A 23,584-nucleotide genomic window follows, 5' to 3' on the forward strand; every position below is an offset into this window, starting at 1 on the left:
GGACCAGCCGACCACCCCGGAGCGAGGCCCGGGGTGGCCGGAGGTCGTCAGGGGCGGCCTGGCGGTGCCGGCCCGTGTCAGTCCTGGCCGCGGCGACCCGGCAGGACCTGGATCGTGTCGCCGACGGCGCGCTCGCCGGTCGCGTCGGAGGGGACGTTGACCAGGGCGCCCTCGACCACCATCGCCGAGGAGCCGCCGCCGTCCAGGTTGAGGGCCTGCACCGCGCCCAGCGACCGCATGAACCGCGCCGCCTCGCCGAGGGTGAAGCCCTCGCTCACCCCGGGCTGCCGCCCGTCCACGGTGACCAGCAGCAGACGGCCCTGCCGGTCGATGCCGGCCATCGTCCGCGGCTGGCGCACGTTGGACCACGCGAAACCGAACGACAGGTCCAGCGGGTCCAGGGTGCCCTCGGTGGCCGCGTCGATGTGGACGCGGCTGTCCTCCACCAGGGTGGGCGCCGCGCTCACGATGCTGTCGCCGGGGCCCAGCTTGACCTGGCGCCCCTCGGCGTCCCGGACGATCTCCCGCACGACCAGCCGCTTGCCCGTCCGCGCGTGCTCGGTCAGCCACGCCGCCGCCGCGCCGGTGCCCTGCAGCACCGTGCCGTGCTCGGGGACGGAGCCGCCGCGGGCGCCGGTGGAGAGCACGGCCCCGTGCGCGTCGAGCACCACCTGCACACCGCTGCCCGTGGGCAGTGCCGTGCGGAAGGCGGGGGTGAACTCCACCAGGTCGTCGGCCAGGGTGCAGGTCGTGTCGTGGCGGGGCTGCTCGGTCGGGACGCCGCCGGGGCGGCCGCAGTTGCGGACCTTGCCCGGCACGCGGTTGATGCCCTGCACCGCGTACCGGGCGGACCCGGCCCGCACGGTGACCGTGGTGGACAGGTCCGCGATCCGCGGCCGCCGCCCGCCGTCGCCGAGGACGAGCGCCGCACGCGAGCCGACCGCCATCGACTCCAGCCGGCCGTCCACCGCGGACAGACCCGCGACGGTGCCCTGGACGCCGTCGGCGTCCGAGGTGATGAAGAAGCCGCCGTTCACGCCGAGCAGCGACCCCAGCCGGCCGGCGACCGCCGAGGTCTTCTCCCGGTCGGCGACGTTGCCGCCGTCGCTCACCTCGACCGACCCGCGCAGCCGCGCCGGGTCCACCACGGCCACGTGGATGCGCTCGCCGTCGGCGGCCTGCCGTCCGTCGTAACCGGTCCACTCCGTCGACGTACGGAAACCGGCGGCCACGACCGCCGCGTTCGCCGGGCCCGCCTCGGCCTGCGTGGCGTACCGGCCGACCCGGACCTGCCAGCCCATCACACCGCGCGGGGTGTCGGCGTAGGTGTCCCACTCCACCGCCTCAAGCCGCGGCTCGAACCCGGCCTCCCGCAGCCGCGTGGCGGTCGCGTCGGCCCAGGCGCGGTCGCCCAGCGGAGCCCACGTGGCGGCGCCCGTCAGCCGGTTGACGGCGGGGGCCTGCACGGTCACCGTCCACACCCCGGCGGCCGAGGGGTCCCGCAGCTCGCCGCTGCGGACCTGCAGGCCGGGCGCCACCTGCTGCGTCGTCCACACGATCCCGTGCGTGCCGGAGGCGGTGGGCGACTGCGCCCCCGCGACGGCCGGCGGGACGACGGCGACCATGGTGAGGGCGGCGGCGAACACCGCCCCCCTCCGCGCGGCCTGCCCCACCCGGCGCGCCCTGTCGCGCGGTTCGGCGGCTGTGACGGACATTCGCTCTCCTGACGTTCGGTTCCACCGGGCGCCGCCTGGCGCCGCCCGGTCCTTGATCGCCATCCCAGACGCGCACGGGGACGGGCAGCCCACGCGGTGACGGCCCCCGGGGGAACCCTCGGTGACAACCGGGCGCGACCAGGGCGAAGTCGCGCGCGGCCGGGCCGCCGGACCCACCCCGGTAGCGACGGCGGGGTGGCGGCCAGGTAAGAACATGGCGTGACTTTCGTACCCTCCGTCCCCCGGCGGCCCTGATGCCCTCGCTCGAACCGGCGCAGTGGGCCGTGGCGCTGCTCGCCCTCTTCCTCGTCGGCTACTCCAAGACCGGGGTGTCCGGGGCCGGGACGGTGGGGGTGGCGCTGTTCGCGCTGGTGCTGCCGGCCAAGCTGTCCACCGGCGTGCTGCTGCCGCTGCTCCTGGTCGGCGACGTGGTGGCCGTGGCCGCCTACCGCCGGCACGCCGACTGGGGGCGGCTGGTGCGGCTCTTCCCGTGGGTGGTGGTCGGGGTGCTGCTCGGCGCGGTGGTCGTCGACCGGATCGACGACACGCGGATGCGGGAACTCATCGGCGCGCTGCTGCTGCTGATGCTCGCCGTCCACTGGTGGAGCCGGCGCCGGGGCCCGGACGACTCGGCAGCGCAGCACAGGGCCGTCGCCGCGGGTGCCGGGATCCTCGCGGGCTTCGCCACGATGACGGCCAACGCGGCGGGCCCCATCATGGCGCTGTACTTCCTGGCCGTGGGGTTGCCGATGCTGGGCTTCCTCGGCACCAGCGCCTGGTTCTTCCTGCTGCTCAACGCCTTCAAGGTGCCCTTCAGCGTGGCCTTGGGGCTGATCACGCCCGACACGCTGGCCTTCGGCGCGATGGCCGCCCCGGCGGTGCTGGCGGGGGCCGCCGCCGGCCGCGCGACCATCAGCCGCATCAGCCCGAAGGTCTTCGAGCGCGTCACCGTCGCCCTGACCCTCCTCGCGGCGGTACGGCTCGTCACCCTCTGAGCGGTCCGCGTGGCGAAGGCGGGGCGTGGCGGCTCAGGTGACGATCGCGGTGATCAGCCGCCGGCAGCGCTCCGCCATCGCCTGCGCGGACTCGTCGGGATGGTGGATCCACCAGGTGACCAGGGTGCTGACGGTGCCGGTCCACAGGTGCTTGAGCGCGTCGGAGTCCAGCGGGTCCCCGATCCCGCGGGTGGCGAGGAACTCCGCGCTGCCCGCGGCCGCCAGCCCGTCGATGGCGGTGCGGTGGCGTTCGGCCGCCGCGCGCAGCGGACCCGTGGCGGGCAACGTCCGGTCGTAGAGCACGAACCAGGCGTTGCGCTGCCCCTCCAGCGTGGTGAAGATCGCACGCAGCACGGACAACGGCGTCCCCAGCGACGTGACGCCCGGGACCAGCGCGTCGGTCAGCGCGCGCGTCAGCGAACCGGCGACCCGCTCCAAGGCCGCGGCGTAGAGCGCGTCCTTGGACCCGAAGTACTGGTACAGCAGCGGCTTGGTGACCCCGACCCGCTCGGCGATGGCCGCCATCGATGCACCGCCGTAGCCACGGCGGCCGAACTCCTCGACGGCCGCGGCCAGCAGTTGCTCCTCGCGCTCGGCGCGGGGCACGCCCTTGGTCCCGGCGGTACGGGTTCTCGCGCTCGTCACGCCCGTGATTGTAGGCAAGGAACTGACCGCGAGGTCAGTTCAGTCCTCCCCAAGGATGTGACCCAGTGGTAATTTACCCACCGGTCATATCGAGCTGAGGCGAAGGGCGGGACACGCATGACGCGTACGGGCACACGGTCGTGGTGGGGATGGGGCACCGTCGAGGACGCGGTGCGGGGCGCCGAACGTACCGCGCTGACCGGCCGGGTGGCCGGACTGCTCCCGGACGCCGACCTCACCGTCCACCTCCCTCCGGACGTCGCCTCCCTCGCCCTGCCGCCGCTACGGGTCAAGGCGCCGCCGTCGCTGGCCCACCTGTGCTCCGACACCCCGCACGACCGCGCCGCGCACACCCACGGCAAGGCCTTCCGGGACGTCGTCCGCAACCTCCACGGCGACCTGCGCCACGCCCCCGACCTCGTCGCCCGCCCCCGCACCGAGCAGGACGTCGTCGACCTCCTCGACTGGTGCTCCCGCGAGGGGATCGCCGTCATCCCCTTCGGCGGCGGCAGCTCCGTCGTCGGCGGCGTGGAACCCCGCCTCCCCGACGGACGCCCGGCGGTGACGCTCGACATGGAGCGCCTCGACCGCGTCCTGGAGACCGACCCCGTGAGCCGGTCGGCCCGCATCCAGGCCGGCGTGCTCGGCCCGCACCTGGAGGACCAGTTGCGGCCCTCCGGCCTGACGCTACGCCACTTCCCGCAGTCGTTCGAGTACTCCACCCTCGGGGGCTGGCTGGCCACCCGGGCGGGCGGCCACTACGCCACCCTCTACACCCACATCGACGACCTGACGCAGGCGCTGCGCGTCGTGACCCCGTCCGGCACCGGCGAGTCGCGGCGCCTGCCCGCCTCGGGCGCGGGGCCCTCGCCCGACCGGATGTTCCTCGGTTCGGAGGGAACCCTCGGGATCATCACCGAGGCCTGGATGCGCCTTCAGCGGCGCCCCCGGTGGAGGGCGAACGCCTCCGTCCACTTCGCCGACTTCACGGCCGCCGTCACCGCCACCCGCGCCCTGGCCCAGTCCGGGCTCCACCCGTCGAACTGCCGCCTGCTGGACCCCGCCGAGGCATTCGTCAACGCGGGCGTCACCACGGGCGGCAGCGTCCTGATCCTGGCCTTCGAGTCCGCCGACCACCCGCTGGGACCCTGGATGGACCGGGCCCTGGAACTGTGCCGCGACCACGGAGGCCAGGTGCCCGAGCCGGCCCGCCACACCGACACCGGCGCGGGCGGCGACGCCGACGCGGGCGGCGGCGGGGGCGCCGGGACAGACCGGTCCTGGCGCTCGTCCTTCCTCCGCATGCCCTACCAGCGCGACGCCCTGGCCCAGCAGTCCCTGGTCGTGGAGACCTTCGAGACCGCCTGCACCTGGGACCGGTTCGAGGAACTCCACGCGGCGGTCACCCACGCCGCGAACGAGGCGATCCGCACCACCTGCGGCACCGGAGTGGTCACCTGCCGGTTCAGCCACGTCCACCCCGACGGGCCCGCCCCCTACTTCGGCATCTACGCCGCGGGCCGCTGGGGCAGCACGGTCGCCCAGTGGGACGACATCAAGTCCGCCGTCTCCCAGGCCATCGCCGACCACGGCGGCACGATCACCCACCACCACGCCGTCGGCCGCGACCACCGCCTCTGGTACGACACCCAGCGCCCCGAGCCCTTCGCCGCCGCGCTCGGCGCCGCCAAGTCCGCCCTGGACCCGGCGGGCATCCTCAACCCGGGCGTCCTGCTGCCCGCACGCTGACAGCGGCGGGCCCGGCGGTGCTCGGCGCCGTGTCCGGTCGGCTGGTCGGGAGCGGGTTCACCCGCCCCTGTGGCTCACCGCGTGGGCGCCGTCCCGTGCCCGGGCGGCGCCGCCGGGGCCGGATCGGCGGGCGTGGCGGCCGGGCGGCCGTGGGGGAGGCGGCGTACGGCCGCGGAGGCCATCGGGGCCAGGGCCGCGGCGGCGTACACGACTCCGGCGGCCGCGGCGACCCGGAACCCCCCGATGCGGTCGGCGAGCGGCCCCACGCTGAGCTGGCCGATGGGAATGGCGACGTAGGACAGCAGGTCGTCGAAGGACGACACACGGGACAAGGTCTCGGACGGAACGTGCTCCTGGAGGGAGGTGTCCCAGCCGACGCCCGCGACCGACGAGCCCAGCCCGGCGGTGAAGGCGGCGGCGATCAGCCACGGGGCACCCAGGTGCGCACCGAGCGCGAGCAGGGGCAGCGCGCCGAGCACACCCGCCAGCACACCCAGCCGCAGCAGGTGACGGGCCGCCAGCCGGTACATCAGCGTGCTCATCACCAGCAGTCCGGCGCCGCGCGCGCTGAGCACGAAGCCCCAGGCGGCCTCGTCGGCGAGCTGCCGGGTGAGCACCGGGCCCAGGATCTGCCAGGTGCCGACCTGCACCAGGTTGACCACGCAGAAGCACAGCGACACCGTCCACACCCAGCGGATCCGGCGGTACGCGGCCCAGCCCTCGCGGATGTCGGCCAGCAGACCCGGGGGACGGCGTGCGGCGGTGGGGGCGGCGAGGGACGACAGGCGGGTGAGGCACCCGGCGGCGAGGAGGTAGGTCAGCGCGTCGAAGGCGATGGCCGGTCCGCCGCCGACGGACGCCGCCAGGACGCCGGACAGGCTCGGCCCGATGATCTTCGTGGCGTTGCGCACCGAGCCCAGCAGCGCGTTCGCCTGCCTGATCCGGTCCCCGGGGACGAGTTCGGGCACGATGCCGCGCAGCGCGGGCGTGGTGAAGGCGGCGAGGACGCCGTTGACGAACCCCAGCGCGGCCACCGGCCACAGGGCGTACCGCCCGGTCAGCAGCAGCGCGGCGACGGCGCCCTGGGTGACGGCCGAACCGAGGTTCGCCGCCACCAGCACCGTGCGGCGCGGCAGACGGTCGGCCGTGGCGCCCCCGACGAGCAGGAACACCAGCAGCGGCACCATGTAGGCGGTGAGGACGACACCGAGGTCGCCGAGGCCGGCCGAGGCGTCGAGGACCGCGAACGCCAGGGCGACCGGGGCCATCGCGGTGCCGAGCAGGGACACCGTCTGGGCGGTGAGGAACCAGCGGAAGTCCCGGTGCGGCGGAAGGGATGCGAACACGGGCGGAGTCTGCTGGAGGCGCCTGGCGGGGCACTATCGTTTCGGCGGGAGGCGAAAGATGACCTTGTTGCGGCTGAGTCCGCTGGCCCTGTCGCGGTCCCGGTTCGCCCTGTCGCCGCTGGCCGAGACCCTGGCGTCGCTGCTCGTGCTGGGCTCCGGGTACTGCGACCCGTGGCTGGCCTCCTGGTACGACCGCCACCATGGCGCGTTCCGCGCCGCGCTCGATGCCGACCCCTTCGCGGAGGGCCTGGTGCGGCTGCTGGGGTCCACGAAGTGGATGCCGGCGCACATCGTCCTGCCGCCGGCGGGAGGCATGCGGACCGCGATCGACGGCGAACTGGCCCAGGTGGCCCGGATGCCCGACGCGCAGGTGCGCGCCGAGCTGGAGAAGTCGGTGGCGCACAGCTGGAAGGAGCACGACCTCGGCTGGCTGACCGGACGCGGCTGGGCCGCCAGGACCGCCGAGCTCTTCCGGCGCACCTGGACCGAGCACGTCGCTCCCGACTGGCCGCGCCGCCGTGCCCTGCTGGAGCGGGACGTCACCTACCGGGCAGGGCTGCTCGCCGCCTACGGCTGGCCCCGCGCCCTGGAACACATGAGCCGGCACAGCGCCTGGGTCGGCGCGGACGCGATCCGCTTCAGCCATTGGGGCTCCCCGGACCGGGTCGTCGGCGACGAGGGGATGCTGTTCGTACCGGTCGCCGCCGTGTCCCGGGGCACGTGGCTGTGCGAGGCGCCGCCGGCGTCGTACGCGCTGGTCTACCCGGCCCGCGGAGCCGCCGCGGCCGCGGGACGCGCGGAACCGGGGCCCGCTCTGGGACGGCTGATCGGCACCGGCCGCGCGGCGATCCTCCACGAACTGGAGCGCCCCGCCACCACCAGCGAACTCGCCGCCCACCTCGGCCTGTCCCTCGGCACCGTCGGCGGCCACCTGTCGGTGCTGCGGGATGCCGGACTGGTCACCGGCACCCGTGTCGACCGGCGCGTGGTCTACCGGCGCACCGCCTCCGGGGACCTCCTCGCCGGAGGTGCGGACGGCTGAACGAGGCACTCCCCAGGCCACGGGGGGAGACCTGGGGAGTGTGCGGAGATCATCGTTCCTCGAACGGCCGTACGTCAAGTCGGGGACGCGGACGGGTGGTTGGTCCCGGTCCGGTACGTCGTCCGAGGCGGGCGGTGATCACCGGACCGGGCAGGGTTGATACGGTCCAGGCTGCCGGGGGACGGCAACGACGGGTGCCTGGAGGGGAGACGCGGCCATGCGGGGCGTAGGCGTACCGGAGGAGGAACTCGAGGCGTACGCACGCGTGCTGGGGGAGGTCTCGGGGACGGGACGGCGGCTGCGACGGGACGAACTGGACGCGCTTCGCACCTGCGGCGAGCGCGCGGGCGGTCGGGGGTACGGGCTGCGCGACCTCGTCGGCGCCTACCTGACGGCGACCCGCGACGCGTGGGGCTCGCTGCGGAGCGTGGCTGCCGCCGACACCGCCACCGAGGTGCAGCGGGCCGGCGAGGCGGTGCTGACCGCCCTCGACGCCGCGGTGGTCGCGCTCGGCGAAGGCCACGAACGCGCCCAGCGGCTCCTGGTCCGCCAGGAGGAGGCGGCCCGAAGGGAGTTCGTCGACGACCTGCTGTACGGGCGCAGCGACCCGGGACGGCTCGCCGAGCGCGCCGAACGGTTCGGGCTGCGGCTGGGCCGCGGGCACGCGGTGGCGGTGGCGCGCGGCGTGGACGCGTACGAGGACGGCCAGCCCGCGGTGCGGCGCATCGAACGGGAACTGGCGGGCCGCTTCGGCGACCGCGACGTCCTGGTGGCCGGGAAGGACGGCCGGCTGGTGTGCATCGCCCCCGGCAGCGAGCGTGCCGTCTTCGAGGCGTTCGCCGACACGGCGCTGCGCCCCGGGCCCGGGTACGGGGCGGCCCGCCGGGTGGCGTTCGGCCGCACCCACTCCGGCACGAGCGGCATCGTGCGCAGCTACGAGGAGGCCCTCGGGGCGCTGGACGTCGCCGACCGGCTGCGCCTGCATCCGCCCGTGCTGCGCGCCGAGGAACTGCTGGTCTTCCCCGTGCTGATGCGGGACCGGGCCGCCATGGCCGACCTCGTCCGCACCGTGCTGGGGCCGCTGGAGCAGGCCCGGGGCGGGGCCGGACCGCTGCTGGAGACCATCTCCGCGCACGCGGAGGCCGGGCACGTCAACGCCGAAGCGGCGCGTCGACTGGGCCTCGGGGTGCGGACGTTCACGTACCGCCTGGAGCGGATCAAGGTCCTGACCGGCTACGACCCGGGCGATCCGCTGCACCGCTACACCCTGGAGACCGCGGCGATGGGCGCCCGGCTGCTCGGATGGCCCGACCAACCGCTCTAGCGCGGGAGGTTGCACCGTCAACAGGCCGTCAACAAGGCGTCAAGACTGCCGGGAACCGGCAATGTGTACCGGCCACCTGCCCTGCCAGCATCGTCACGGCGCCGGGAACGGAGCCAGTGCACGAAGCGGGAGAGGGCGGGGACGCCCCGTCCTGTCCGGCTTCGCGCTCGTGGGCCATCAGGGACCGGGGGAGCGTCCCGATCGATGGCTTGGACGTCGACGCCCTCGACGGGGGACACGGGGGTTCGGGGGAGAGGGTGTCGACGCCCACCACGGCGACCACGAGGACACGGGCCTTCGGTGACCCGTCGCCGTCGCGCGCCGTTCAGCCCCGCATGCGGGCGGAGGCGCCGGGCCGGGTGTAGGCCTGCCGGGGGGCGAGCGCGTCGTGGCCGCCGGCGCAGACGACGACCGCCTCGACGGGCTCGTCGCAGTCGCGGTGGCGGACCTCCAGCGGCGGGCCCTCCGGGTCGGCGGTGTAGCGGTCGCCCCACTGCTTGAGGGCGATCATCGCGGGCCACAGGTCCCAGCCCTTGGACGTGAGCCGGTACTCGTTGCGGGTACGGCTGCCGGGCTCGCGGTACGGGACGGTGTCCAGGATCCCCGCGGCGACCAGCTTGCGCAGCCGGTCCGCCAGCACCGCCTCGGACAGCCCCATGTGACGGCGGAAGTCGTCGAAGCGGCGCACGCCGTTCATGGCGTCGCGCAGCACCAGCAGCGACCATTTCTCGCCGACGAGGTCGAGGGTGCGCTGCACCGTGCAGTTCTCGGTACCGGTCTCCAGCCAGGTCATGCGGTCATCGTAGGCTGGCTTCGGCATTGACATCCAGAGGTGCGACTGGCTAACTTCGGATGTCGAAGTCAGTAGGTCAGGGAGGGCACGTCCAATGGCGAGGTCGCGTACGTTCGAATGGGGGGACCCCAAGGTCTCCGCGGCCGCGGTCGGCCGCACGAGCGGTCTGGAGTTCCTCCGCGACGTGCTGGCCGGGCGCCTTCCCGCACCGCCCATCGCCTCGACCCTCGGATTCACCCTGGAGGAGGTCGAGGAAGGCCGCGCGGTCTTCGCCATGGAACCGGGGGAGGAGCACTACAACCCCATCGGCAGCGTCCACGGCGGCGTCTACGCCACCCTGCTCGACTCGGCCGCCGGCTGCGCCGTGCAGTCCGTGCTCCCGGAGGGCATGGGCTACACCTCGCTCGACCTGAACCTGAAGTTCCTGCGCCCGGTCACCGTCGACACCGGCAAGGTCCGCGCCGTCGGCACCGTCCTCAACCAGGGCCGCCGCACCGCCCTCGCCCAGGCCGAGTTGTTCGACGCGACGGACCGTCTGCTCGCCCACGCCACGAGCAGCTGCATGCTCTTCCCCGTCCCCGCGCGCTGAGCGGCACGCGGGCCGGGAACGGCGGGCGTCGCCCTGCCGGCTACCCGACCCGGCAGTAGACGCCCTCGCCACGGCGTCCGGCCTCGCCGACGAGGGCGGCCACATCGTCCACGATCGCCCGGGCGACGTCCGGGTCGATGACCTCGCCGTCCGCCGCGCGCCGCTCGGCCCATGCCACGGCGACCTCCCACAGCCGGGACGGCTCGGCCCCGGCGAGCGCCGCCGACAGCCGCGGCGAGAGCGCGAAGACGACGTGCTCACCGTGATCCGCGCCGGCGACGACGCGGGGCTCACCCGCCTCGGCCAGTTCTTCGAAACTGCCGCCGGTGAGAAGGCTCTCCCACTCGACCACGGCCTCTTCGGGGTCGAAGTTCCCGAGCGGGAGCGACGCGAACCCGCGCACCGACCCGGTCTCCAGCACGGAAGCCGCCGCCGAGTCGTCCGGGGCCGCGAAGAAGTCCACCACGATGCTCACCAGGGCATGATGCCCGACCCGGGGCGGCGGGGCGATCCCGCGGTCACGGCGCCAACGAGGCCTGCAACGAGCCGAACAGAGCACGGAGCTCGCCGGCGTCGACGGGATCGATGTCCATCCGCAGGAGGCACACGTTGTCGTCCCCGTGCGGAGTCAGCGTCGCGTAGAAGGCGTAGCCGTGCTCGACGGGATCGGCCGTCAGCCGCAGCGGATTGTTGCGGCCCGGAGTCACTTGCTCCGAGAACCCGTGGCCCGAAGGGGCGGACAGCCGGGAGAGCATGCGGGCGGCGAAGTCCGCGATTTCCTGGAAGGTGAGAAAAGCCGTGAAGTCGGCGGTCAGCACCGAGGACCAATCGGCTCTGACCCGCCAGTCGTCCCCGCCGGTGTGAACCGGTCAGGCCTCCGGGTCGGTGCCGCGGGCGGCGCCGGCCGATGCGGCCACCACGCACAGCACCGCGATCCATTGGACCCAGTGCAGGGACTCGTGGAGGACGACGAAGCCGATGAGGGCCGCCATCGCCGGTTCGAGGCTCATCAGGATGCCGAACACGCGCGGTGGGATCCTGCGCAGGGCCTCCAGGTCGAGCGAGTACGGGACCACCGACGACAGCAGTGCCACGCCGAGCCCCGCGGCCAGGACCCACGGCTGGATCAGCGCCGTTCCGCTGTCGGCCACGCCGAACGGCACGGCCACCAGGGCCGCGACGGCCATTCCCAGGGCCAGGCCGTTGCCTTCCGTGGTGTGGCGGCCCAGCGCCGCGCCGACCAGGATGTACAGGCCCCAGCACGTCCCCGCGGCGAGGGCGAACAGGAAGCCGGCGGGGTCGAGTTCGCCGCGTCCTTCCATCAGCAGGACCACACCGCCGGCCGCGAGCAGGGCCCAGAACGCGTCGAGCCATCGCCTCGATCCGGCCAGGGCCACCGCCAGCGGCCCGAGGAACTCGACGGTCACCGCGATCCCCAGCGGGATCCGGGCCAGCGCCAGGTAGAAGCACAGGTTCATCAGGCCGAGCGTCACGCCGTAGCCGAGCACCACCGTCCATGTGCGACGGCTCATGCGCAGCGACGGCCGCCACAACAGCATCAGCACCGCCGCCGCGAAGAACAGCCGCAACGCGACCGTCCCGAAGCTGCCCACCGCGCTGAACAGGTGCTTGGCCAAGGCCGAGCCCACCTGGACGCTGACGATGCCGAGCAGGACCAGTGCCGTGGGCGGGATCGCGCCGTAGGCACGTCCGGCCGGCGTGGTCAGCGAGGCCCGGGGGGACGGGCCGCGTTCCGTCCTGCCGGCGGTCATCAGGGGCACGGGTGGATTGTCGAGGACCGGCCGCCGCGCGCCACGTGGTTCTCCCGCGCCGCCGGGTCGCGGAGGCCGACCGCGTCGTGCTGCCAGAACGCCTCGGCGTAGACCAGGGTGCCCGTCATCCAGGGTTCGTACGCGGGGAGCGCGATCGCCTGGAAGGCCCCGTCCGGGATGCGCAGGGACGGCTTGCGGAAGCCCTGGTCGCCGCCGGGCAGGAACCCGAGGCGCGCGTAGTAGGCGGGGTCGCCCTCGACGAAGACGACGGGGACCGCCCGCTCGACCAGCGTCCGCAGTCCGCGCCGGACCAGGGCCGTGCCGATCCCGGTCCCTTGGTGCTCGGGCAGGACGGCCAGCGGGCTGAGGACCTGCACCTCGACCAGGCGCCGGGGGGCGTCCAGCAGGCTGCGGGTGAACATCACGTGCCCGACGGCCCGGCCGTCGTGTTCGGCGACCAGCGAGAGACCGTCCGTGGGCGTGACGCTCCCGCGCAGGGTGCCGACCAGATCGGCCACGACCGGGCCGTGGCCGTGGCCGAAGGCCCGCAGGTGGACCTGACGTACGGACTCGGCGTCGTCCGGGAGCTCTTCGCGAAGACCCATGCCCGGAGGGTAGGTTCCCGTCCCGGCCGGCGCACACGGTTTTGAGCGGGGAGGAGGCGTCGTGGGGTGGAGTCCGCTGATCTTCACGTTCGTCGACGGCGCGGAGGTGCCCGTGCCCGTCGACGGCGCGTTGGTGCGGGCCGTCCTGGAGCCGCACGCCGTCGGGGAGCCGCCGCTCACCGCGGCCTCGGACGAGGGGCTGTACTTCCTGGTGCGGGCCGCGGACGGCGGCGAGGCCGAGGTCTACGTCGGCGAGCGGGACATCATGGTCTCGCGCCCGCACGCCGGCGGGGTGTTCGGGATCGTCGCGGAACTCGTCTCCCGGCTCGGCGCGGTCGTCCTCGACCCGAGCGACGGCGCCGTCGTGTGCCGGGCCGAGGAGTACGCGCACCTTCCGGCGGGCATGCGGGACGCCGCCGTCGTCGTCGAGATGACGGGCGAGGCCCTGGAGACCGCGCTCATCGGGCCTCGCCGGCCCTGACGACCAGGCCCGCCAGGCTCAGTGCCGTCAGTTCCCCTGCCTGCGCGCCCGCTTCACCTCCCGGTGCACCGCCCAGGCGTCGGCGACCGGGCCGAGGTGGCCGAGCTTGTCGGGGTTGAGCACCGAACGGATGGCCTGGATCCGTCCGTCGAGCACGTCGAGGGCCATGGTGTGCAGGACCTTGCCGTCCCGGTCGCGGAAGACCGCTCCGGGCTGGCCGTTGACCTCGCGCGGCTCGAACGTCACGTCGATCCGGACCAGCCAGGGGAAGACCGTGCCCAGCACCCGGGCCACGTTCTCCGCGCCGACGACGGCCCGCGCCAGCTGCGGGGCCCTGCCGCCGCCGTCCCCGACGAGCTGCACGTCGGCGGCGAGCAGGTCCCGCAGCGCGTCGACGTCGCCGTCCTTCAACGCGTCGAAGAACCGCCGCGCCAGTTCCTGCCGCGCCTGGCGGTCCGCCGCGAACCGCGGCCGTCCCGCCTCCATGTGCCGCCGCGCCCGCACCGCCAGCTGACGGCACGCCGCCTCCGAACGCCCCACCGCCTGGGCGACCTCCTCGAAGCCGAAGCCGAACACTTCCCGCAGCACGAACACCGACCGCTCCAGCGGGCTGAGCCGCTCCAGCAGCAGGAGCGCGGCCATCGAGACCGAGTCGGCGAGCTCCGCCGACCGCGCCGGATCCTGGTACGGATCGCTCAGCAGCGGCTCGGGGAACCACGGCCCGACGTACGCCTCCCGCCGCACCCGCGCGGAGCGCAGCACGTCGATCGAGATCCGGGTCACCGTGGCCGACAGGAACGCCTTGGCCGACACGGGCCGGGCCGGCGAGCCGTCGAAGCGCAGCCACGCCTCCTGCACCGCGTCCTCGGCCTCGGCCACGCTGCCCAGGATCCGGTAGGCGATCGAGAACAGCAGCGGCCGCAGCTCCTCGAACTCCTCCACCTTGCCCACGCCGGATCCCCTTCCCCCGGTCCTGTTCAGTGGAACCGCCTGGGCTCGTAGTCGCCGGCCGGCTGCCGGGCGATGACGTTCAGCCGGTTCACCGCGTTCATGAAGGAGACCAGGATCACCAGGGCGGTGAGCTGCTCCTTGTCGTAGTGCCGGGCGGCGCGCGCCCACGCCTCGTCGCCGACCCCGCCACCGCCGTCCGCGACCCGCGTGCCCTCCTCCGCCAGTTCCAGCGCGGCGCGTTCGGCCTCGGTGAAGACCGTGGCCTCCCGCCACGCCGCGACCAGGTGGAGCCGCACCGGGGTCTCGCCCGCGGCGCCGGCCTCCTTGGTGTGCATGTCGATGCAGGCGCCGCAGCCGTTGATCTGGCTCACCCGCAGCGCCACCAGCTCCTGCGTCGCGGCCGGCAACGACGACTCCTTGAACGACCTGCCCACGGCCATGAAGTGCTTGAGGGCCTTGCCCGCGGTCGGGTCGGCAAGGTAGTCCAGTCGCGCGTCCATGGTGTGCTCCTCCGGTGTCCGCCGTCCGTGTCGTCCACGGCTTCACCCCTTGGGACGAGACAGCCCGGACGCCAGTGACACGGTCAGGTGTGAGCCGCGTCTCACGATTGAGTAGCCGTACTCATGCGCCCCTGCACCGCACCCCGCGACCCTGGTGGACATGACAGACCTCACCGTCCCCGTCCGGCGCGTCGGGCTGCCCGTGCTGGCCGGCGGTTTCGCGCTCGCCGTCCTCGTGGTGTCCGGAATCCATCCCCGCGAGCGCGGCACATGGGTGCTGGAGACCTTCTGGATCATGATCGGGCTGCCGCTCGCGGTCGCCCTGCGGCGCCGGTTCCCGCTGACCCGGCTGCTGTGCGTGCTGCTGGCCCTGCACGCCCTGGTCCTGTCGGTGGGCGGTCACTACACCTACGCCCAGGTCCCGTTCGGCGAGTGGCTGCGCGACGCCCTGGACCTGTCGCGCAACCCGTACGACCGGATCGGCCACCTCATGCAGGGCTTCGTCCCCGCCGTGCTCGTCCGCGAGATCCTCGCCCGCACCTCCCCGCTGCGCGGCAGCCGGTGGCTCGCGCCGCTCACCGTCTGCGCCTGCATGGCGTTCAGCGCGTTCTTCGAACTGCTGGAGTGGTGGGCCGCGTTGATCGGCGGGGACGCCGCGGACGCGTTCCTCGCCACGCAGGGGGACGTCTGGGACACCCAGTGGGACATGTTCTGCGCCCTGGTCGGTGCCGTGCTGTCGCTGCTGCTGCTCAGCAGGCTCCACGACCGGCAGCTGGACGTCCTCGCGCCGCGCGGTGCCGGGCGGCTCAGTTGAGGGCCACGGGCAGCCGGGCGTGCCCGTTGGAGATGAAGGACGTCACCGGCTCCAGCGCGCCGGGTTCCTCGGCGAGCGTCATCGCGGGGTGGCGCGCGAAGAGCGCGGGCAGGGCGACGGCGGCCTCCAGCCGGGCCAGTGGGGCGCCGAGGCAGTGGTGGACGCCGTGCCCGAAGGCGAGGTGGTCCTTGTCGGCCCGGGTGACGTCGAAGTCGTCGGCGGTCGGTCCGTGCCGGCCGGGGTCACGGCCGGCGGCGGCGTACGAGGCGAGGATCGCGTCCCCCTTGGCGATGGTGGTCCCCGCCACGTGGATGTCCTCCACCGCGTAGCGCAGGGGCAGGTGCGCGACGGGTGCGTCCCGGCGCAGGCTCTCCTCGATCACGTCGTCCCAGGTGGCCCGCCCGGCACGGACGGCGTCGAGCTGGGCCGGGGAGGTCAGGAGGGCGAAGCAGGCGTTGTCGAGGAGGTTCACCGTCGTCTCGTGCCCGGCGGCGATGATCAGCAGCAGCGTGTCGGTCACCTCGGCCCGGGTGAGGTGTTCGTCGTCCTCCTCCGCGGCGACCAGGGCGCTGGTCAGGTCGTCGCCGGGCCGCCTGCGGCGCAGGGCGACGAGTTCGTCCAGCAGCGCGTACGTGTTCCGGTGGTTGGCGGCAGCCTCCGCCGCCCCGAGGGAGGTGGTGAAGAGGTTGTCGATGCACACCCGCAGTCCGGTGGCCATCCCGCCCTCGGGCACGCCCATCAGTTCGGTGACGACCCGTACGGGGATCGGGTACGCGAAGTGCCTGCGCAGGTCGGCCACCCCGTCGCGCGCCCCGGCGGGCAGCCCGTCCAGCGTGGCGTCGACGATCCGCTGGATCCGCGGGCGCATCGCCGCGGTCCGGCGCGGGGTGAACGCCGGTGCCACCAGCCTCCGCAGCCGCCGGTGGTCGTCGCCGTAGGCGGTGAACATGTTGCGCACCGCCACCCACGCGTACAGCGGCCACTGCGGGGTGATCCCGCCCGACGCGAAGCGCGGCCAGTGCCGTTGGGAGTCCTTGGACACCCGCGGGTCGGTGAGCAGGTGCTCCAGAGCGGCGTGGCTGTTCACCGACCACGCCTCGACGCCGCCGGGCAGCAGCACCTTCGTCACCGCGCCGCGGGCACGCAGCGCGGCACTCTCGGTGTGCAGGGCCCGGCCGCCGGGGTCGAGGAGGAAGGGGGAGTGGCGCCGGTCGGTCATCGTCGCACCAGCGGCTGGCCGCCGTCGACCGCGAGGGAGACCCCGGTCATGAAGGTGTTGGTCATCGCGAACACCACGGCCTGGGCGACGTCCTGCGGCGTGCCGATCCGCCGGGCGGGGTTGCTGCCGGACAGGCGGGCGAAGAGCCCGGACTTCCCCTCGTCGCCGAGTCCGTCCCACGCGCCGGTGTCGATGGTGCCGGGGGACACGGCGTTGACGCGGATCGGGGCGAGTTCCACGGCCAGCGACCGGGTGACGGTGTTGACCGAGCCGTTGGTGGCGGCGACCCCGAGGAAGCCCGGGTCGGGTTCGAGGGCCGCGACGCCCGAGAACAGGACGAAGGACCCGTCCTCGGGCATGCGCGGGGCGAAGTGCTTGGCCAGCATGATCGGCCCGACCACCTTGGTGTGGAAGGACAGGATGATCGCCTCGGGGGTCAGTTCGCTCACCTTCCCCCGGGCCCGGGCGGACGCCGTGGAGACCACGTGGTCGACGCTGCCGAGGTCCTCGGCGAGTGCGGCGATCGTGCCCTCGTCGGTGAGGTCGACCCTCCGTACGGTGACGTCCGTGCCCTTGTAGGCGTCCTCGAGGTCGCCCGGCGTCCGCCCGGCGGCGACGACGTGCGCGCCCTCGGCGAGCGCGGCGTCGGCGACGGCCCGGGCGATGCCGCTGCCGCGGCCCACCACCAGGACGGTCCGGTCCTGCAGGGAAGCTGACATGGGACTCTCTCCTTGATCTCGTCGCGTGCGAGGGTGCGCCGGCGGTGTGCCTAGCGGCCGCGGACCTCGTCGGTGTCCAGGCCGCGGTCCACGCCGTGGGGGATCACGTGCTGGCCGGGCTCCGGCTCCAGCCGCTTGCCGTCGAGGGTGACCTCGACCTTGTCCGGCTCGAAGGAGACCAGGTCGTCGATGCGGCCGACCTCGGGGTAGGCGTCGCGGTACGACCACGCCGCCTTCCGGACACCGCCGATGTCGTAGTAGGCGGCGATCCCCTTGTACGGGCAGAAGGTCCGGTCCTCTGCGGGCGTCAGCGCGCTCTCGTCGACGTCCGCGCGCGGCACGTACCACCGGGGCGCGAAACCCGACTCGTACAGCACCACGGGATGCTCGGACCGGGCCACCACACGGCCTTCTGAGCGGACCTCCAGCGTGCGGGACGTGGTGCGGATGTCGATGCGGTGGTACGCGTCCGCGGCGTGGCCGAGGATGCGGTCGTCCTCCTCGTAGAAGGCGTCCATCGCCCGCCAGGCGAAGGCGATCCGCCCCTTGAGGTCGCCCGCGTGCTCCGGGAGCCCGACCAGTTCCCAGGCGGCGCGCTCGGCCGTCCGCCCGCCGGCGCGTACCGCGAACCAGGCGGTGTCCCACACCGACCTGGGCACCCCGTACACCGGGGCCGCGATCGTCGCGGTCACCCTGGCGGCGGCGTACGCCAGCCACGTGCGGATCCAGCGCGAGGAGGCGCTCTTCCACGCCCGGATGGTCGCCGACGCGGCGCAGACGGTACTGCTGCGGCCGCTGCCGCGGCGCATCCAGGGTCTGGAGATCGAGTCGCTGTACCTGGCGGCACAGGAGCAGGCGCGTATCGGCGGCGACTTCTACGAGGTGGCCGCCACGTCCCACGGGGTGCGGCTGCTCATCGGCGACGTGCGCGGCAAGGGGCTGTCCGCCGTGGGCGCGGCCTCCGCGCTCAGCAGCTGCTTCCGCGAGGCGGCGCACGACGAGCCTGACCTGCGGGGCATCGTCCGCCGTCTGGAGACCAGCATCATCCGCCACAGCTCCGGCTATCCCGGCCCGGACCTGCCGGAGCGCTTCGCCACCGCCGTGCTCGCCGAGATCCCGCACGGCGGCGGCCATCTGCGACTGCTCAACTGCGGGCATCCGCCGCCGATCCTCATGCACGCCGGCGGCATCCGGGTGCTGGAGCCGACCGCCGCCTCCGCACCGCTGAACCTCGCCGAGCTCATCGGGGACACGTACGTCGTGGACACCCACGCCTTCACCGCCGGCGACCAGCTGCTGCTCTACACCGACGGCGTCACCGAGACCCGCGACCGCGCCGGGGCGTTCTTCGCGCTGCCGGACTGGCTGCGGCGGCAGAGCCCGGCAGCGCCCCGCGAACTGCTGGACCGGCTGCACCGGGAACTGGTGCACTACAGCGGCGGGCGGCTGGAGGACGACATCGCCGCCCTGGCCCTGCGCTCGCCGCACGTCGTAACCCGCGACGCCCCGTAAATCGCTGTCGCGCGGACGCGGCCCGGCCCTACGCTCACCGCCATGCCCCGACCTCACGGATTCTCCTACCGCCGGCGCGGCGACGGCACCGTGGTCGTCACCCACGGCGCGCACACCGCCGCCGTGCTGCGCGGGGAGCGGGCGGAGCGCTTCCTGGAGGAAGTGGAGCGCGGTGACGCCCAGCTGGTGATGGCCCGCTGGACCGGCAACTACAAACGGGGCAACGAGCGCACCGCCCGCGGCCATCCCCGCAACCACGGCTGACCGGCCGCGGCGGGCCCACCGCCGCCGTACACAAAATGTACAGATTGATATCGTTTTGTAGACTTTCCTCATGGAACGTCGTCGGCCGACGGATGCCGGATCCGCGACCACGGTGGGCGCACCGCGGGTGAGCCTGCGCGCGCAGCAGCGGCACCTGACCCACAACCGGGTCCTGGACGGGGCGGTCCAGGTCTTCGCCGCCAAGTCGTTCGTCGCCGCCACCATGGAGGACATCGCCCGCGCGGCCGGGGTCACCCGGGCCACGGTGTACGCGCACTTCCGCGGCAAGGCGGAGGTCATCGCCGCCCTGACGGACCGGGTGTACCAGGCCACCGACGGCCTGTACGCCGAGCTGGCCGCCGTCCCCAAGTGGACCCGCTCCGGCGTCCGCGACTGGCTGGAGCACGCGGCGGCGAGCTGGCGGGCGCTCGCGCCGACCATCCGCGTCCTGCTGGCCGCCACCCCGTCCGCGGCCGGTGACGACGGCAGCGCCCGCGATCGCTACCTGGCGGCGCACGAACGCTACGTGACCCTGCTGACGGCCCCGCCCCGGCGCTGGCAGGGCGTCACCCCCGCGCAGGCACGGCAGCGGGCCCTGATGGCGGTGCTCCAGACCGGGTCGTTCCTCACCGCCTGGATCGCCGGCGGCCTGCCGGTCGACACCGACGACCCGCTGGAACTCCTCGCCGACGACCTGTGCCACCTGCTGCGCCCCGCCCTCGCCGACCGGCCCGCCGCGCCCTGGCGTCCCCGCGGGCCGACGTGAGGAACGGACCCGACTCCCCGAGCTCACTGGAGGCATGCGCCATGGCCGCGACCGAGCCCCGGAACTACCCCTTCACCGAAGCCGACCGGCTGACCGTCGACCCGGCCTTCGCCGAACTGCGCAAGGACGAGCCGCTGTGCCGGGTCCGGTTCCCCTACGGGGAGGCCGCCTGGCTGGTCACCCGGTACGAGGACGTCAGGACCGTCCTGGGCGACCCCCGGTTCAGCCGGGCCGAGGCCGTCCACCGCGACGAGCCGCGCCTGCGGCCGCACCGGGGCCTGGAGGGCAGCATCCTGGACCTCGACCCGCCGGACCACACCCGGCTGCGGCGGATCGTGGCCAAGGCCTTCACCGCCCGGCACATCGAAGCCCTGCGGCCCCGCACCGAGCAGATCGCGGCCGAACTGGCCGACGGCATGGTCGCACGCGGCGCGCCGGCCGACCTCGTGGCGGATTTCGCCCTGCCGCTGCCGGTCACCGTCATCTGCGAACTGCTCGGCGTCCCCCTGGCCGACCGGGCCGACTTCCGCACCTGGTCCGACGCGTTGCTGTCCACCACGAAGTACACCCCGCGGGAGGTCCAGGACTGCACCGACGCCCTGATGGCCTACATGGCCGGCCTGATCGCCGAACGCCGCGCCGCGCCGCACGACGACCTCCTCGGCACCCTCGTCGACGCCCGCGACAACGACGAGCGGCTGTCGGAACGGGAACTGCAGGTCCTGGCGATCTCCCTGCTCGTCGCGGGTCACGAGACCACCGCCTCGCAGATCCCCAACTTCGTCTACACGCTGCTCACCCACCCCGGGCAGCTCGCGGCACTGCGCGCCGACCCCGGTCTGGTCCCCGGCGCCGTCGAGGAGCTCATGCGCTACGTCCCCCTGGGCAACGGCGCGGGCATGCCCCGCTACGCGCTGGACGACGTCGAACTCAGCGGCGGCACCGTACGCGCCGGGGAGGCGGTGGTCGTCTGCCCCGTCTCTGCCAACCGCGACGAAACGGTGTACACCGACCCCGACCGGCTCGACGTGCTGCGCCAGGAGGCCTCCCACGTCGGGTTCGGGCACGGACCGCACCACTGCCTGGGCGCCCAACTGGCCCGCATGGAACTGCAGGTGGCCCTGCGCACCCTGCTCGACCGGCTGCCCGGACTGCGCCTCGCCGGACCCGACGAGAGCGTCGTGTGGAAGTCCGGAGTCGCCCTGCGCGGGCCCGAACGGATGCCGGTCATCTGGGACCGGACCTGACGACACGGGAGGACACGCATCATGACCTGGCAGATCGAGGTGGACCGCAAGACCTGCATCGGCACCGGCTCCTGCGCCGGGATCGCCCCCGAGCACTTCGAGCTCCACGACCGCAAGTCCTGCCCCAGGCACCCGACGGCCGAACCGGACGAGCTCCTGGTCGACGCCGCGGAGTCCTGCCCGGTGGAGGCCATCACCATCCGGGACGCGACCAGCGGGGAACTGATCGCGCCCCAGCCGTAGGCCCGGACGGCCCTCAGACCAGCGTGCGCGGGCGGAGCTCCGGCTCGGTGGAGGCGTCGGTCATCACGGCGTAGACGCTGCCCTCCTGCCCGGCCGCGCCACCGTGCCGCCCGTCCGGGGTGAGCGCCAGTGCCCGCAGCTCGGACCGGTACTCGTCGGGCAGGCCGGCCGCCTCCTCCAGCGCGACCCGGCACGCGTCGGCGGGCTCCTTGCCCAGCGCCAGCAGGTCGACCACCGTACGCGCCGTCCCGCCGCGCAGGCTCAGCTCGCCGCGGCCGGTGCAGGCCGCCCCGCCACCGCGCAGGTCGCACCAGTTGCCCGCCCCCGGGACGGCGGAGTCCCCCACCCGTCCCGGGTACTTGAAGGGGTAGCCGGAGGTCGAGATGCCCACGCACATCTCGCCGTGCGCGTCCAGCGCGATGATGTTGATCGTCCCCCACGGCCCCTCGTGCGGCGCCATCCGCCGCACCAGCTCCAGCGCCGCCCGCCGGTAGCGGTGGTCACCGTCCACGGCCGGGGTGTTCTCCCCCTCCACCGCCTCGGCAGCGGTCAGCAGCTGCTCGCGCCACATGGCCCGGGACTCCTCGGTCAGCAGCTCGGCGCCCTCGAACCCGTTCTCCCGCGCGAACAGCGCCGCGCCCTCCCCCACCAGCAGGCAGTGCTGCGGCAGCCGCTCCATCACCGCGCGCGCCACCGAGATCGGGTTCGGGAACCCGCGCAGCGCACCGACCGCGCCGAACCTGCGGTCCGAGCCCGTCATCACCGACGCGTCCAGCTCGACCACGCCCTGCGCGTTGGGCAGCCCACCGGTGCCGACGTAGTGGTCGGTGAGGTTGTCCTCGCAGCGGCGCATCGCCGCCTCCACGGCGTCCACCGCCGTCCCCCCGCGCCGCAGGACGTCCATCCCGGCCGGCAGGCCGGCCTCGCTGCGCTCGCTTCCGATGATGACGGGCTGCGTCATGGGATTCCCTTCGCTGGTCGGTCGGGCCGTCCGGGCGCCCGGCACCCGGCACCCGGCACCCGGCACGAGCTGGTACGACGTCGTCGCGAGCCTAGTCCCGGGCTCGCGCGGGCCGGTCAGGGGCCGGGTGCTGCCACAAGGGCGCGCAGTTCGTCGCGGATCCGGCCGTCGGTCATCGCGACGGCGGAACGGTCCCGACCGCAGGCGGATCCGCGCAGCGCCTGGTACACCGTCCGGCCCATCCCGACGGGGAAGAACCGCGCCCCTTCGCCCCCACCCGGCGTCTCCATGCGCATCCCGTACCCCGGCCCCGGGGGCCCGTATTCACCCGTCCGGCCCTTTCGCCGGGCGCGGAGGGAAATCCACGCTGTCTGCGGAAGCGGTGACAACGCGGATGATCACAGTTGCCACTGCGCCGCCCGTAGTTGCGCCATCCACGCCGTTCGCCCGGGTCCCACGATCGGCGCAGGTGACACCGCCCGCACCGCCCCTGCGCGGTGTTCCCGGGCTGCCCCGGCCCGGCCCGCCGCCCAAGCTGGAGTTGACGGATGCGGTCAGGACTTGTCGACGAAGACCTCGAGGTGAGCAGATGGCACAGACGCCGATTACCGCCGAGAACGTGCGCAGGATGCAGTTCACCACCGTCCGCCTCCGCGAGGCCTACGACGAGCGCGAGGTCGACGACTTCCTGGACGAGGTGCAGTCCGAGCTGACCCGGCTGCTGCGGCTCAACCAGGACCTGCGCGCCGCGCTCTCCGCCGTCGAGTCCGCCGACCGGCAGCACGAGGAGCCCGACCTCGAGGTGGCGTCGGCACCGGACCCGGCCCCCGAACCGGAGCCGGAGCCCGAACCCCAGGCGGAGCCCGAACCCGTCCCCGTCCCCGCCGCCGAGGTCGCGGAGCCCGCGGAGGCCGAGGAGGCCGAGGAGGCCGAGGAGGCCGAGGAGGCCACGGAAGTGCAGCCCGGGTTCGCCGCCGACAGCACGGCCCGCCTGCTCGCCCTGGCCGAACGCACCGCCGAGCAGGCCGTCGCCGAGGCCCGCGCCGAGGCCCACAAGATCGTCGGCGAGGCCCTCGGACAGGCCGAGAGCCTGCGCCGGGACGCCCGCGACCGGGCCCTGGCCCTGGAGCACGAGGCCCGCGAGAAGCACCGTCAGGCGATGGCCACCCTGGCCTCCGCCCGCACCGCGCTGCAACGCAAGGTCGAGGACCTCCGCACCTTCGAGAACGCCTACCGCACCCGCCTGACCGCCCACATGCAGTCCCAGCTGCGCCGCCTCGACCGCGACCTCGCCCGTTCCCTCGCGCCGCCCCCCGCTCCCCCGACGGTCTC

28 protein-coding genes are annotated in these 23,584 nt (G+C 74.0%); 13 read left to right on the top strand and 15 right to left on the bottom strand.

Features of this window, described 5'->3' with window-relative positions; translation table 11 throughout:
* Positions 1-77 precede the first annotated feature (77 nt).
* Positions 78-1,715 (bottom strand): phosphodiester glycosidase family protein, encoded by a 1,638-nt coding sequence (locus tag PV350_RS17535; protein ID WP_500334714.1) that lies wholly within the window; start codon positions 1,713-1,715, stop codon positions 78-80.
* 254 nt (positions 1,716-1,969) lie between these two features.
* Between PV350_RS17535 and PV350_RS17540 the strand changes: the two genes are divergently transcribed.
* Positions 1,970-2,710 (top strand): TSUP family transporter, encoded by a 741-nt coding sequence (locus PV350_RS17540; RefSeq protein ID WP_499509108.1) that lies wholly within the window; start codon positions 1,970-1,972, stop codon positions 2,708-2,710.
* Between the two features lie 33 nt (positions 2,711-2,743).
* Here the strand turns inward: PV350_RS17540 and PV350_RS17545 are convergent, their stop codons facing one another.
* Positions 2,744-3,355 (bottom strand): TetR/AcrR family transcriptional regulator, encoded by a 612-nt coding sequence (locus PV350_RS17545; RefSeq protein ID WP_500334716.1) that lies wholly within the window; start codon positions 3,353-3,355, stop codon positions 2,744-2,746.
* Between the two features lie 117 nt (positions 3,356-3,472).
* Between PV350_RS17545 and PV350_RS17550 the strand changes: the two genes are divergently transcribed.
* Complete coding sequence (locus PV350_RS17550; RefSeq protein ID WP_500334718.1) at positions 3,473-5,104, top strand: FAD-binding oxidoreductase; 1,632 nt, start codon at positions 3,473-3,475, stop codon at positions 5,102-5,104.
* Between the two features lie 74 nt (positions 5,105-5,178).
* On the opposite strand, the gene PV350_RS17555 is transcribed toward PV350_RS17550, so the two are convergent.
* Positions 5,179-6,450: an MFS transporter gene (locus tag PV350_RS17555; RefSeq protein WP_499509105.1), complete on the bottom strand. Its 1,272-nt coding sequence runs from the start codon at positions 6,448-6,450 to the stop codon at positions 5,179-5,181.
* Positions 6,451-6,508: 58 nt separating this feature from the next.
* Between PV350_RS17555 and PV350_RS17560 the strand changes: the two genes are divergently transcribed.
* Together PV350_RS17560 and PV350_RS17565 are read left to right on the top strand one after the other, a co-directional pair.
* The gene (locus tag PV350_RS17560) at positions 6,509-7,492 is read left to right on the top strand and encodes a helix-turn-helix domain-containing protein (RefSeq protein WP_500334720.1); all 984 of its coding nucleotides are present in this window, start codon (positions 6,509-6,511) and stop codon (positions 7,490-7,492) included.
* Positions 7,493-7,709: 217 nt separating this feature from the next.
* Positions 7,710-8,816: a PucR family transcriptional regulator gene (locus PV350_RS17565; protein WP_500334722.1), complete on the top strand. Its 1,107-nt coding sequence runs from the start codon at positions 7,710-7,712 to the stop codon at positions 8,814-8,816.
* 325 nt (positions 8,817-9,141) lie between these two features.
* Here PV350_RS17565 and PV350_RS17570 read toward each other — a convergent pair whose 3' ends face one another.
* Entirely contained in the window at positions 9,142-9,609 is a 468-nt protein-coding gene (locus PV350_RS17570) for a winged helix-turn-helix transcriptional regulator (protein WP_499509102.1), read from the bottom strand.
* Positions 9,610-9,703: 94 nt separating this feature from the next.
* Here PV350_RS17570 and PV350_RS17575 point away from each other — a divergent pair, with 94 nt between their 5' ends.
* Complete coding sequence (locus PV350_RS17575) at positions 9,704-10,198, top strand: PaaI family thioesterase (RefSeq protein ID WP_499509101.1); 495 nt, start codon at positions 9,704-9,706, stop codon at positions 10,196-10,198.
* A gap of 40 nt (positions 10,199-10,238) precedes the next feature.
* Here the strand turns inward: PV350_RS17575 and PV350_RS17580 are convergent, their stop codons facing one another.
* From PV350_RS17580 to PV350_RS17595, 4 genes are read right to left on the bottom strand one after another with little or no spacing between them, the layout of a single operon-like run.
* Positions 10,239-10,673, bottom strand: coding sequence for a hypothetical protein (locus PV350_RS17580; protein WP_499509100.1), 435 nt, complete (start codon positions 10,671-10,673; stop codon positions 10,239-10,241).
* Between the two features lie 43 nt (positions 10,674-10,716).
* Positions 10,717-11,016 (bottom strand): hypothetical protein, encoded by a 300-nt coding sequence (locus tag PV350_RS17585; RefSeq protein WP_499509099.1) that lies wholly within the window; start codon positions 11,014-11,016, stop codon positions 10,717-10,719.
* A 51-nt stretch (positions 11,017-11,067) separates the two neighbouring features.
* A complete protein-coding gene (locus PV350_RS17590) occupies positions 11,068-11,970 on the bottom strand; it encodes an EamA family transporter (RefSeq protein ID WP_499516694.1) in 903 nt (300 codons plus the stop codon).
* A complete protein-coding gene (locus tag PV350_RS17595) occupies positions 11,970-12,575 on the bottom strand; it encodes a GNAT family N-acetyltransferase (protein ID WP_499509098.1) in 606 nt (201 codons plus the stop codon). Before PV350_RS17595 ends, PV350_RS17590 begins: the two co-directional genes overlap by 1 nt.
* A gap of 61 nt (positions 12,576-12,636) precedes the next feature.
* Between PV350_RS17595 and PV350_RS17600 the strand changes: the two genes are divergently transcribed.
* Positions 12,637-13,056, top strand: coding sequence for a hypothetical protein (locus PV350_RS17600; RefSeq protein ID WP_499509097.1), 420 nt, complete (start codon positions 12,637-12,639; stop codon positions 13,054-13,056).
* 27 nt (positions 13,057-13,083) lie between these two features.
* Here the strand turns inward: PV350_RS17600 and PV350_RS17605 are convergent, their stop codons facing one another.
* Together PV350_RS17605 and PV350_RS17610 are read right to left on the bottom strand one after the other, a co-directional pair.
* A complete protein-coding gene (locus PV350_RS17605; protein ID WP_499509096.1) occupies positions 13,084-14,007 on the bottom strand; it encodes an RNA polymerase sigma-70 factor in 924 nt (307 codons plus the stop codon).
* Positions 14,008-14,033: 26 nt separating this feature from the next.
* Positions 14,034-14,507, bottom strand: a complete 474-nt coding sequence (locus tag PV350_RS17610) for a carboxymuconolactone decarboxylase family protein (protein ID WP_500334723.1) — start codon at positions 14,505-14,507, stop codon at positions 14,034-14,036.
* A gap of 160 nt (positions 14,508-14,667) precedes the next feature.
* On the opposite strand from PV350_RS17610, the gene PV350_RS17615 reads away from it, so the two are divergent.
* The gene (locus tag PV350_RS17615; protein WP_500334724.1) at positions 14,668-15,321 is read left to right on the top strand and encodes a DUF2238 domain-containing protein; all 654 of its coding nucleotides are present in this window, start codon (positions 14,668-14,670) and stop codon (positions 15,319-15,321) included.
* Here the strand turns inward: PV350_RS17615 and PV350_RS17620 are convergent.
* From PV350_RS17620 to PV350_RS17630, 3 genes are read right to left on the bottom strand one after another with little or no spacing between them, the layout of a single operon-like run.
* Complete coding sequence (locus PV350_RS17620) at positions 15,314-16,540, bottom strand: cytochrome P450 family protein (protein ID WP_500334725.1); 1,227 nt, start codon at positions 16,538-16,540, stop codon at positions 15,314-15,316. The genes PV350_RS17615 and PV350_RS17620 overlap by 8 nt on opposite strands.
* Positions 16,537-17,259, bottom strand: a complete 723-nt coding sequence (locus PV350_RS17625) for an SDR family oxidoreductase (protein ID WP_499509092.1) — start codon at positions 17,257-17,259, stop codon at positions 16,537-16,539. The genes PV350_RS17620 and PV350_RS17625 overlap by 4 nt, the downstream gene beginning before the upstream one ends.
* Positions 17,260-17,309: 50 nt before the next feature.
* Positions 17,310-17,918 (bottom strand): DUF427 domain-containing protein, encoded by a 609-nt coding sequence (locus tag PV350_RS17630; RefSeq protein WP_500334727.1) that lies wholly within the window; start codon positions 17,916-17,918, stop codon positions 17,310-17,312.
* Between PV350_RS17630 and PV350_RS17635 the strand changes: the two genes are divergently transcribed.
* From PV350_RS17635 to PV350_RS17655, 5 genes are all read left to right on the top strand, one after another.
* Complete coding sequence (locus PV350_RS17635; RefSeq protein ID WP_500334729.1) at positions 17,896-18,771, top strand: PP2C family protein-serine/threonine phosphatase; 876 nt, start codon at positions 17,896-17,898, stop codon at positions 18,769-18,771. The two genes, PV350_RS17630 and PV350_RS17635, sit on opposite strands and share 23 nt — an antisense overlap.
* 42 nt (positions 18,772-18,813) lie before the next feature.
* Complete coding sequence (locus tag PV350_RS17640) at positions 18,814-19,035, top strand: hypothetical protein (RefSeq protein ID WP_499516695.1); 222 nt, start codon at positions 18,814-18,816, stop codon at positions 19,033-19,035.
* Between the two features lie 70 nt (positions 19,036-19,105).
* Positions 19,106-19,801 carry a TetR/AcrR family transcriptional regulator gene (locus PV350_RS17645; RefSeq protein ID WP_500334731.1) on the top strand — a complete coding sequence of 232 codons (696 nt, stop codon included), beginning with the start codon at positions 19,106-19,108 and terminating at the stop codon, positions 19,799-19,801.
* Positions 19,802-19,842: 41 nt separating this feature from the next.
* Positions 19,843-21,048, top strand: coding sequence for a cytochrome P450 (locus tag PV350_RS17650; RefSeq protein ID WP_500334733.1), 1,206 nt, complete (start codon positions 19,843-19,845; stop codon positions 21,046-21,048).
* A gap of 21 nt (positions 21,049-21,069) precedes the next feature.
* The gene (locus tag PV350_RS17655) at positions 21,070-21,291 is read left to right on the top strand and encodes a ferredoxin (protein ID WP_500334735.1); all 222 of its coding nucleotides are present in this window, start codon (positions 21,070-21,072) and stop codon (positions 21,289-21,291) included.
* A gap of 13 nt (positions 21,292-21,304) precedes the next feature.
* Here PV350_RS17655 and PV350_RS17660 read toward each other — a convergent pair whose 3' ends face one another.
* Together PV350_RS17660 and PV350_RS17665 are read right to left on the bottom strand one after the other, a co-directional pair.
* A complete protein-coding gene (locus PV350_RS17660) occupies positions 21,305-22,252 on the bottom strand; it encodes a glycosylasparaginase (RefSeq protein WP_500334737.1) in 948 nt (315 codons plus the stop codon).
* A gap of 116 nt (positions 22,253-22,368) precedes the next feature.
* Positions 22,369-22,542 carry a hypothetical protein gene (locus PV350_RS17665; RefSeq protein WP_500334739.1) on the bottom strand — a complete coding sequence of 58 codons (174 nt, stop codon included), beginning with the start codon at positions 22,540-22,542 and terminating at the stop codon, positions 22,369-22,371.
* 299 nt (positions 22,543-22,841) lie between these two features.
* Between PV350_RS17665 and PV350_RS17670 the strand changes: the two genes are divergently transcribed.
* The coding region (locus PV350_RS17670; protein ID WP_500334740.1) for a DivIVA domain-containing protein at positions 22,842-23,584 on the top strand (743 nt) is incomplete at its 3' end.

This window comes from Streptomyces sp. PA03-6a, assembly GCF_033792765.1.
Taxonomy (GTDB): domain Bacteria; phylum Actinomycetota; class Actinomycetes; order Streptomycetales; family Streptomycetaceae; genus Actinacidiphila.

Coding starts and splice junctions, on each gene's coding strand:
- PV350_RS17620 (WP_500334725.1), bottom strand. CDS start 16,540: ATGACCGACCGGCGCCACTCCCCCTTCCTCCTCGACCCCGGCGGCCGG.
- PV350_RS17595 (WP_499509098.1), bottom strand. CDS start 12,575: ATGGGTCTTCGCGAAGAGCTCCCGGACGACGCCGAGTCCGTACGTCAG.
- PV350_RS17645 (WP_500334731.1), top strand. CDS start 19,106: ATGGAACGTCGTCGGCCGACGGATGCCGGATCCGCGACCACGGTGGGC.
- PV350_RS17575 (WP_499509101.1), top strand. CDS start 9,704: ATGGCGAGGTCGCGTACGTTCGAATGGGGGGACCCCAAGGTCTCCGCG.
- PV350_RS17610 (WP_500334723.1), bottom strand. CDS start 14,507: ATGGACGCGCGACTGGACTACCTTGCCGACCCGACCGCGGGCAAGGCC.
- PV350_RS17560 (WP_500334720.1), top strand. CDS start 6,509: ATGACCTTGTTGCGGCTGAGTCCGCTGGCCCTGTCGCGGTCCCGGTTC.
- PV350_RS17550 (WP_500334718.1), top strand. CDS start 3,473: ATGACGCGTACGGGCACACGGTCGTGGTGGGGATGGGGCACCGTCGAG.
- PV350_RS17570 (WP_499509102.1), bottom strand. CDS start 9,609: ATGACCTGGCTGGAGACCGGTACCGAGAACTGCACGGTGCAGCGCACC.
- PV350_RS17590 (WP_499516694.1), bottom strand. CDS start 11,970: ATGACCGCCGGCAGGACGGAACGCGGCCCGTCCCCCCGGGCCTCGCTG.
- PV350_RS17615 (WP_500334724.1), top strand. CDS start 14,668: ATGACAGACCTCACCGTCCCCGTCCGGCGCGTCGGGCTGCCCGTGCTG.
- PV350_RS17665 (WP_500334739.1), bottom strand. CDS start 22,542: ATGGAGACGCCGGGTGGGGGCGAAGGGGCGCGGTTCTTCCCCGTCGGG.
- PV350_RS17655 (WP_500334735.1), top strand. CDS start 21,070: ATGACCTGGCAGATCGAGGTGGACCGCAAGACCTGCATCGGCACCGGC.
- PV350_RS17650 (WP_500334733.1), top strand. CDS start 19,843: ATGGCCGCGACCGAGCCCCGGAACTACCCCTTCACCGAAGCCGACCGG.
- PV350_RS17540 (WP_499509108.1), top strand. CDS start 1,970: ATGCCCTCGCTCGAACCGGCGCAGTGGGCCGTGGCGCTGCTCGCCCTC.
- PV350_RS17640 (WP_499516695.1), top strand. CDS start 18,814: ATGCCCCGACCTCACGGATTCTCCTACCGCCGGCGCGGCGACGGCACC.
- PV350_RS17625 (WP_499509092.1), bottom strand. CDS start 17,259: ATGTCAGCTTCCCTGCAGGACCGGACCGTCCTGGTGGTGGGCCGCGGC.
- PV350_RS17535 (WP_500334714.1), bottom strand. CDS start 1,715: ATGTCCGTCACAGCCGCCGAACCGCGCGACAGGGCGCGCCGGGTGGGG.
- PV350_RS17565 (WP_500334722.1), top strand. CDS start 7,710: ATGCGGGGCGTAGGCGTACCGGAGGAGGAACTCGAGGCGTACGCACGC.
- PV350_RS17660 (WP_500334737.1), bottom strand. CDS start 22,252: ATGACGCAGCCCGTCATCATCGGAAGCGAGCGCAGCGAGGCCGGCCTG.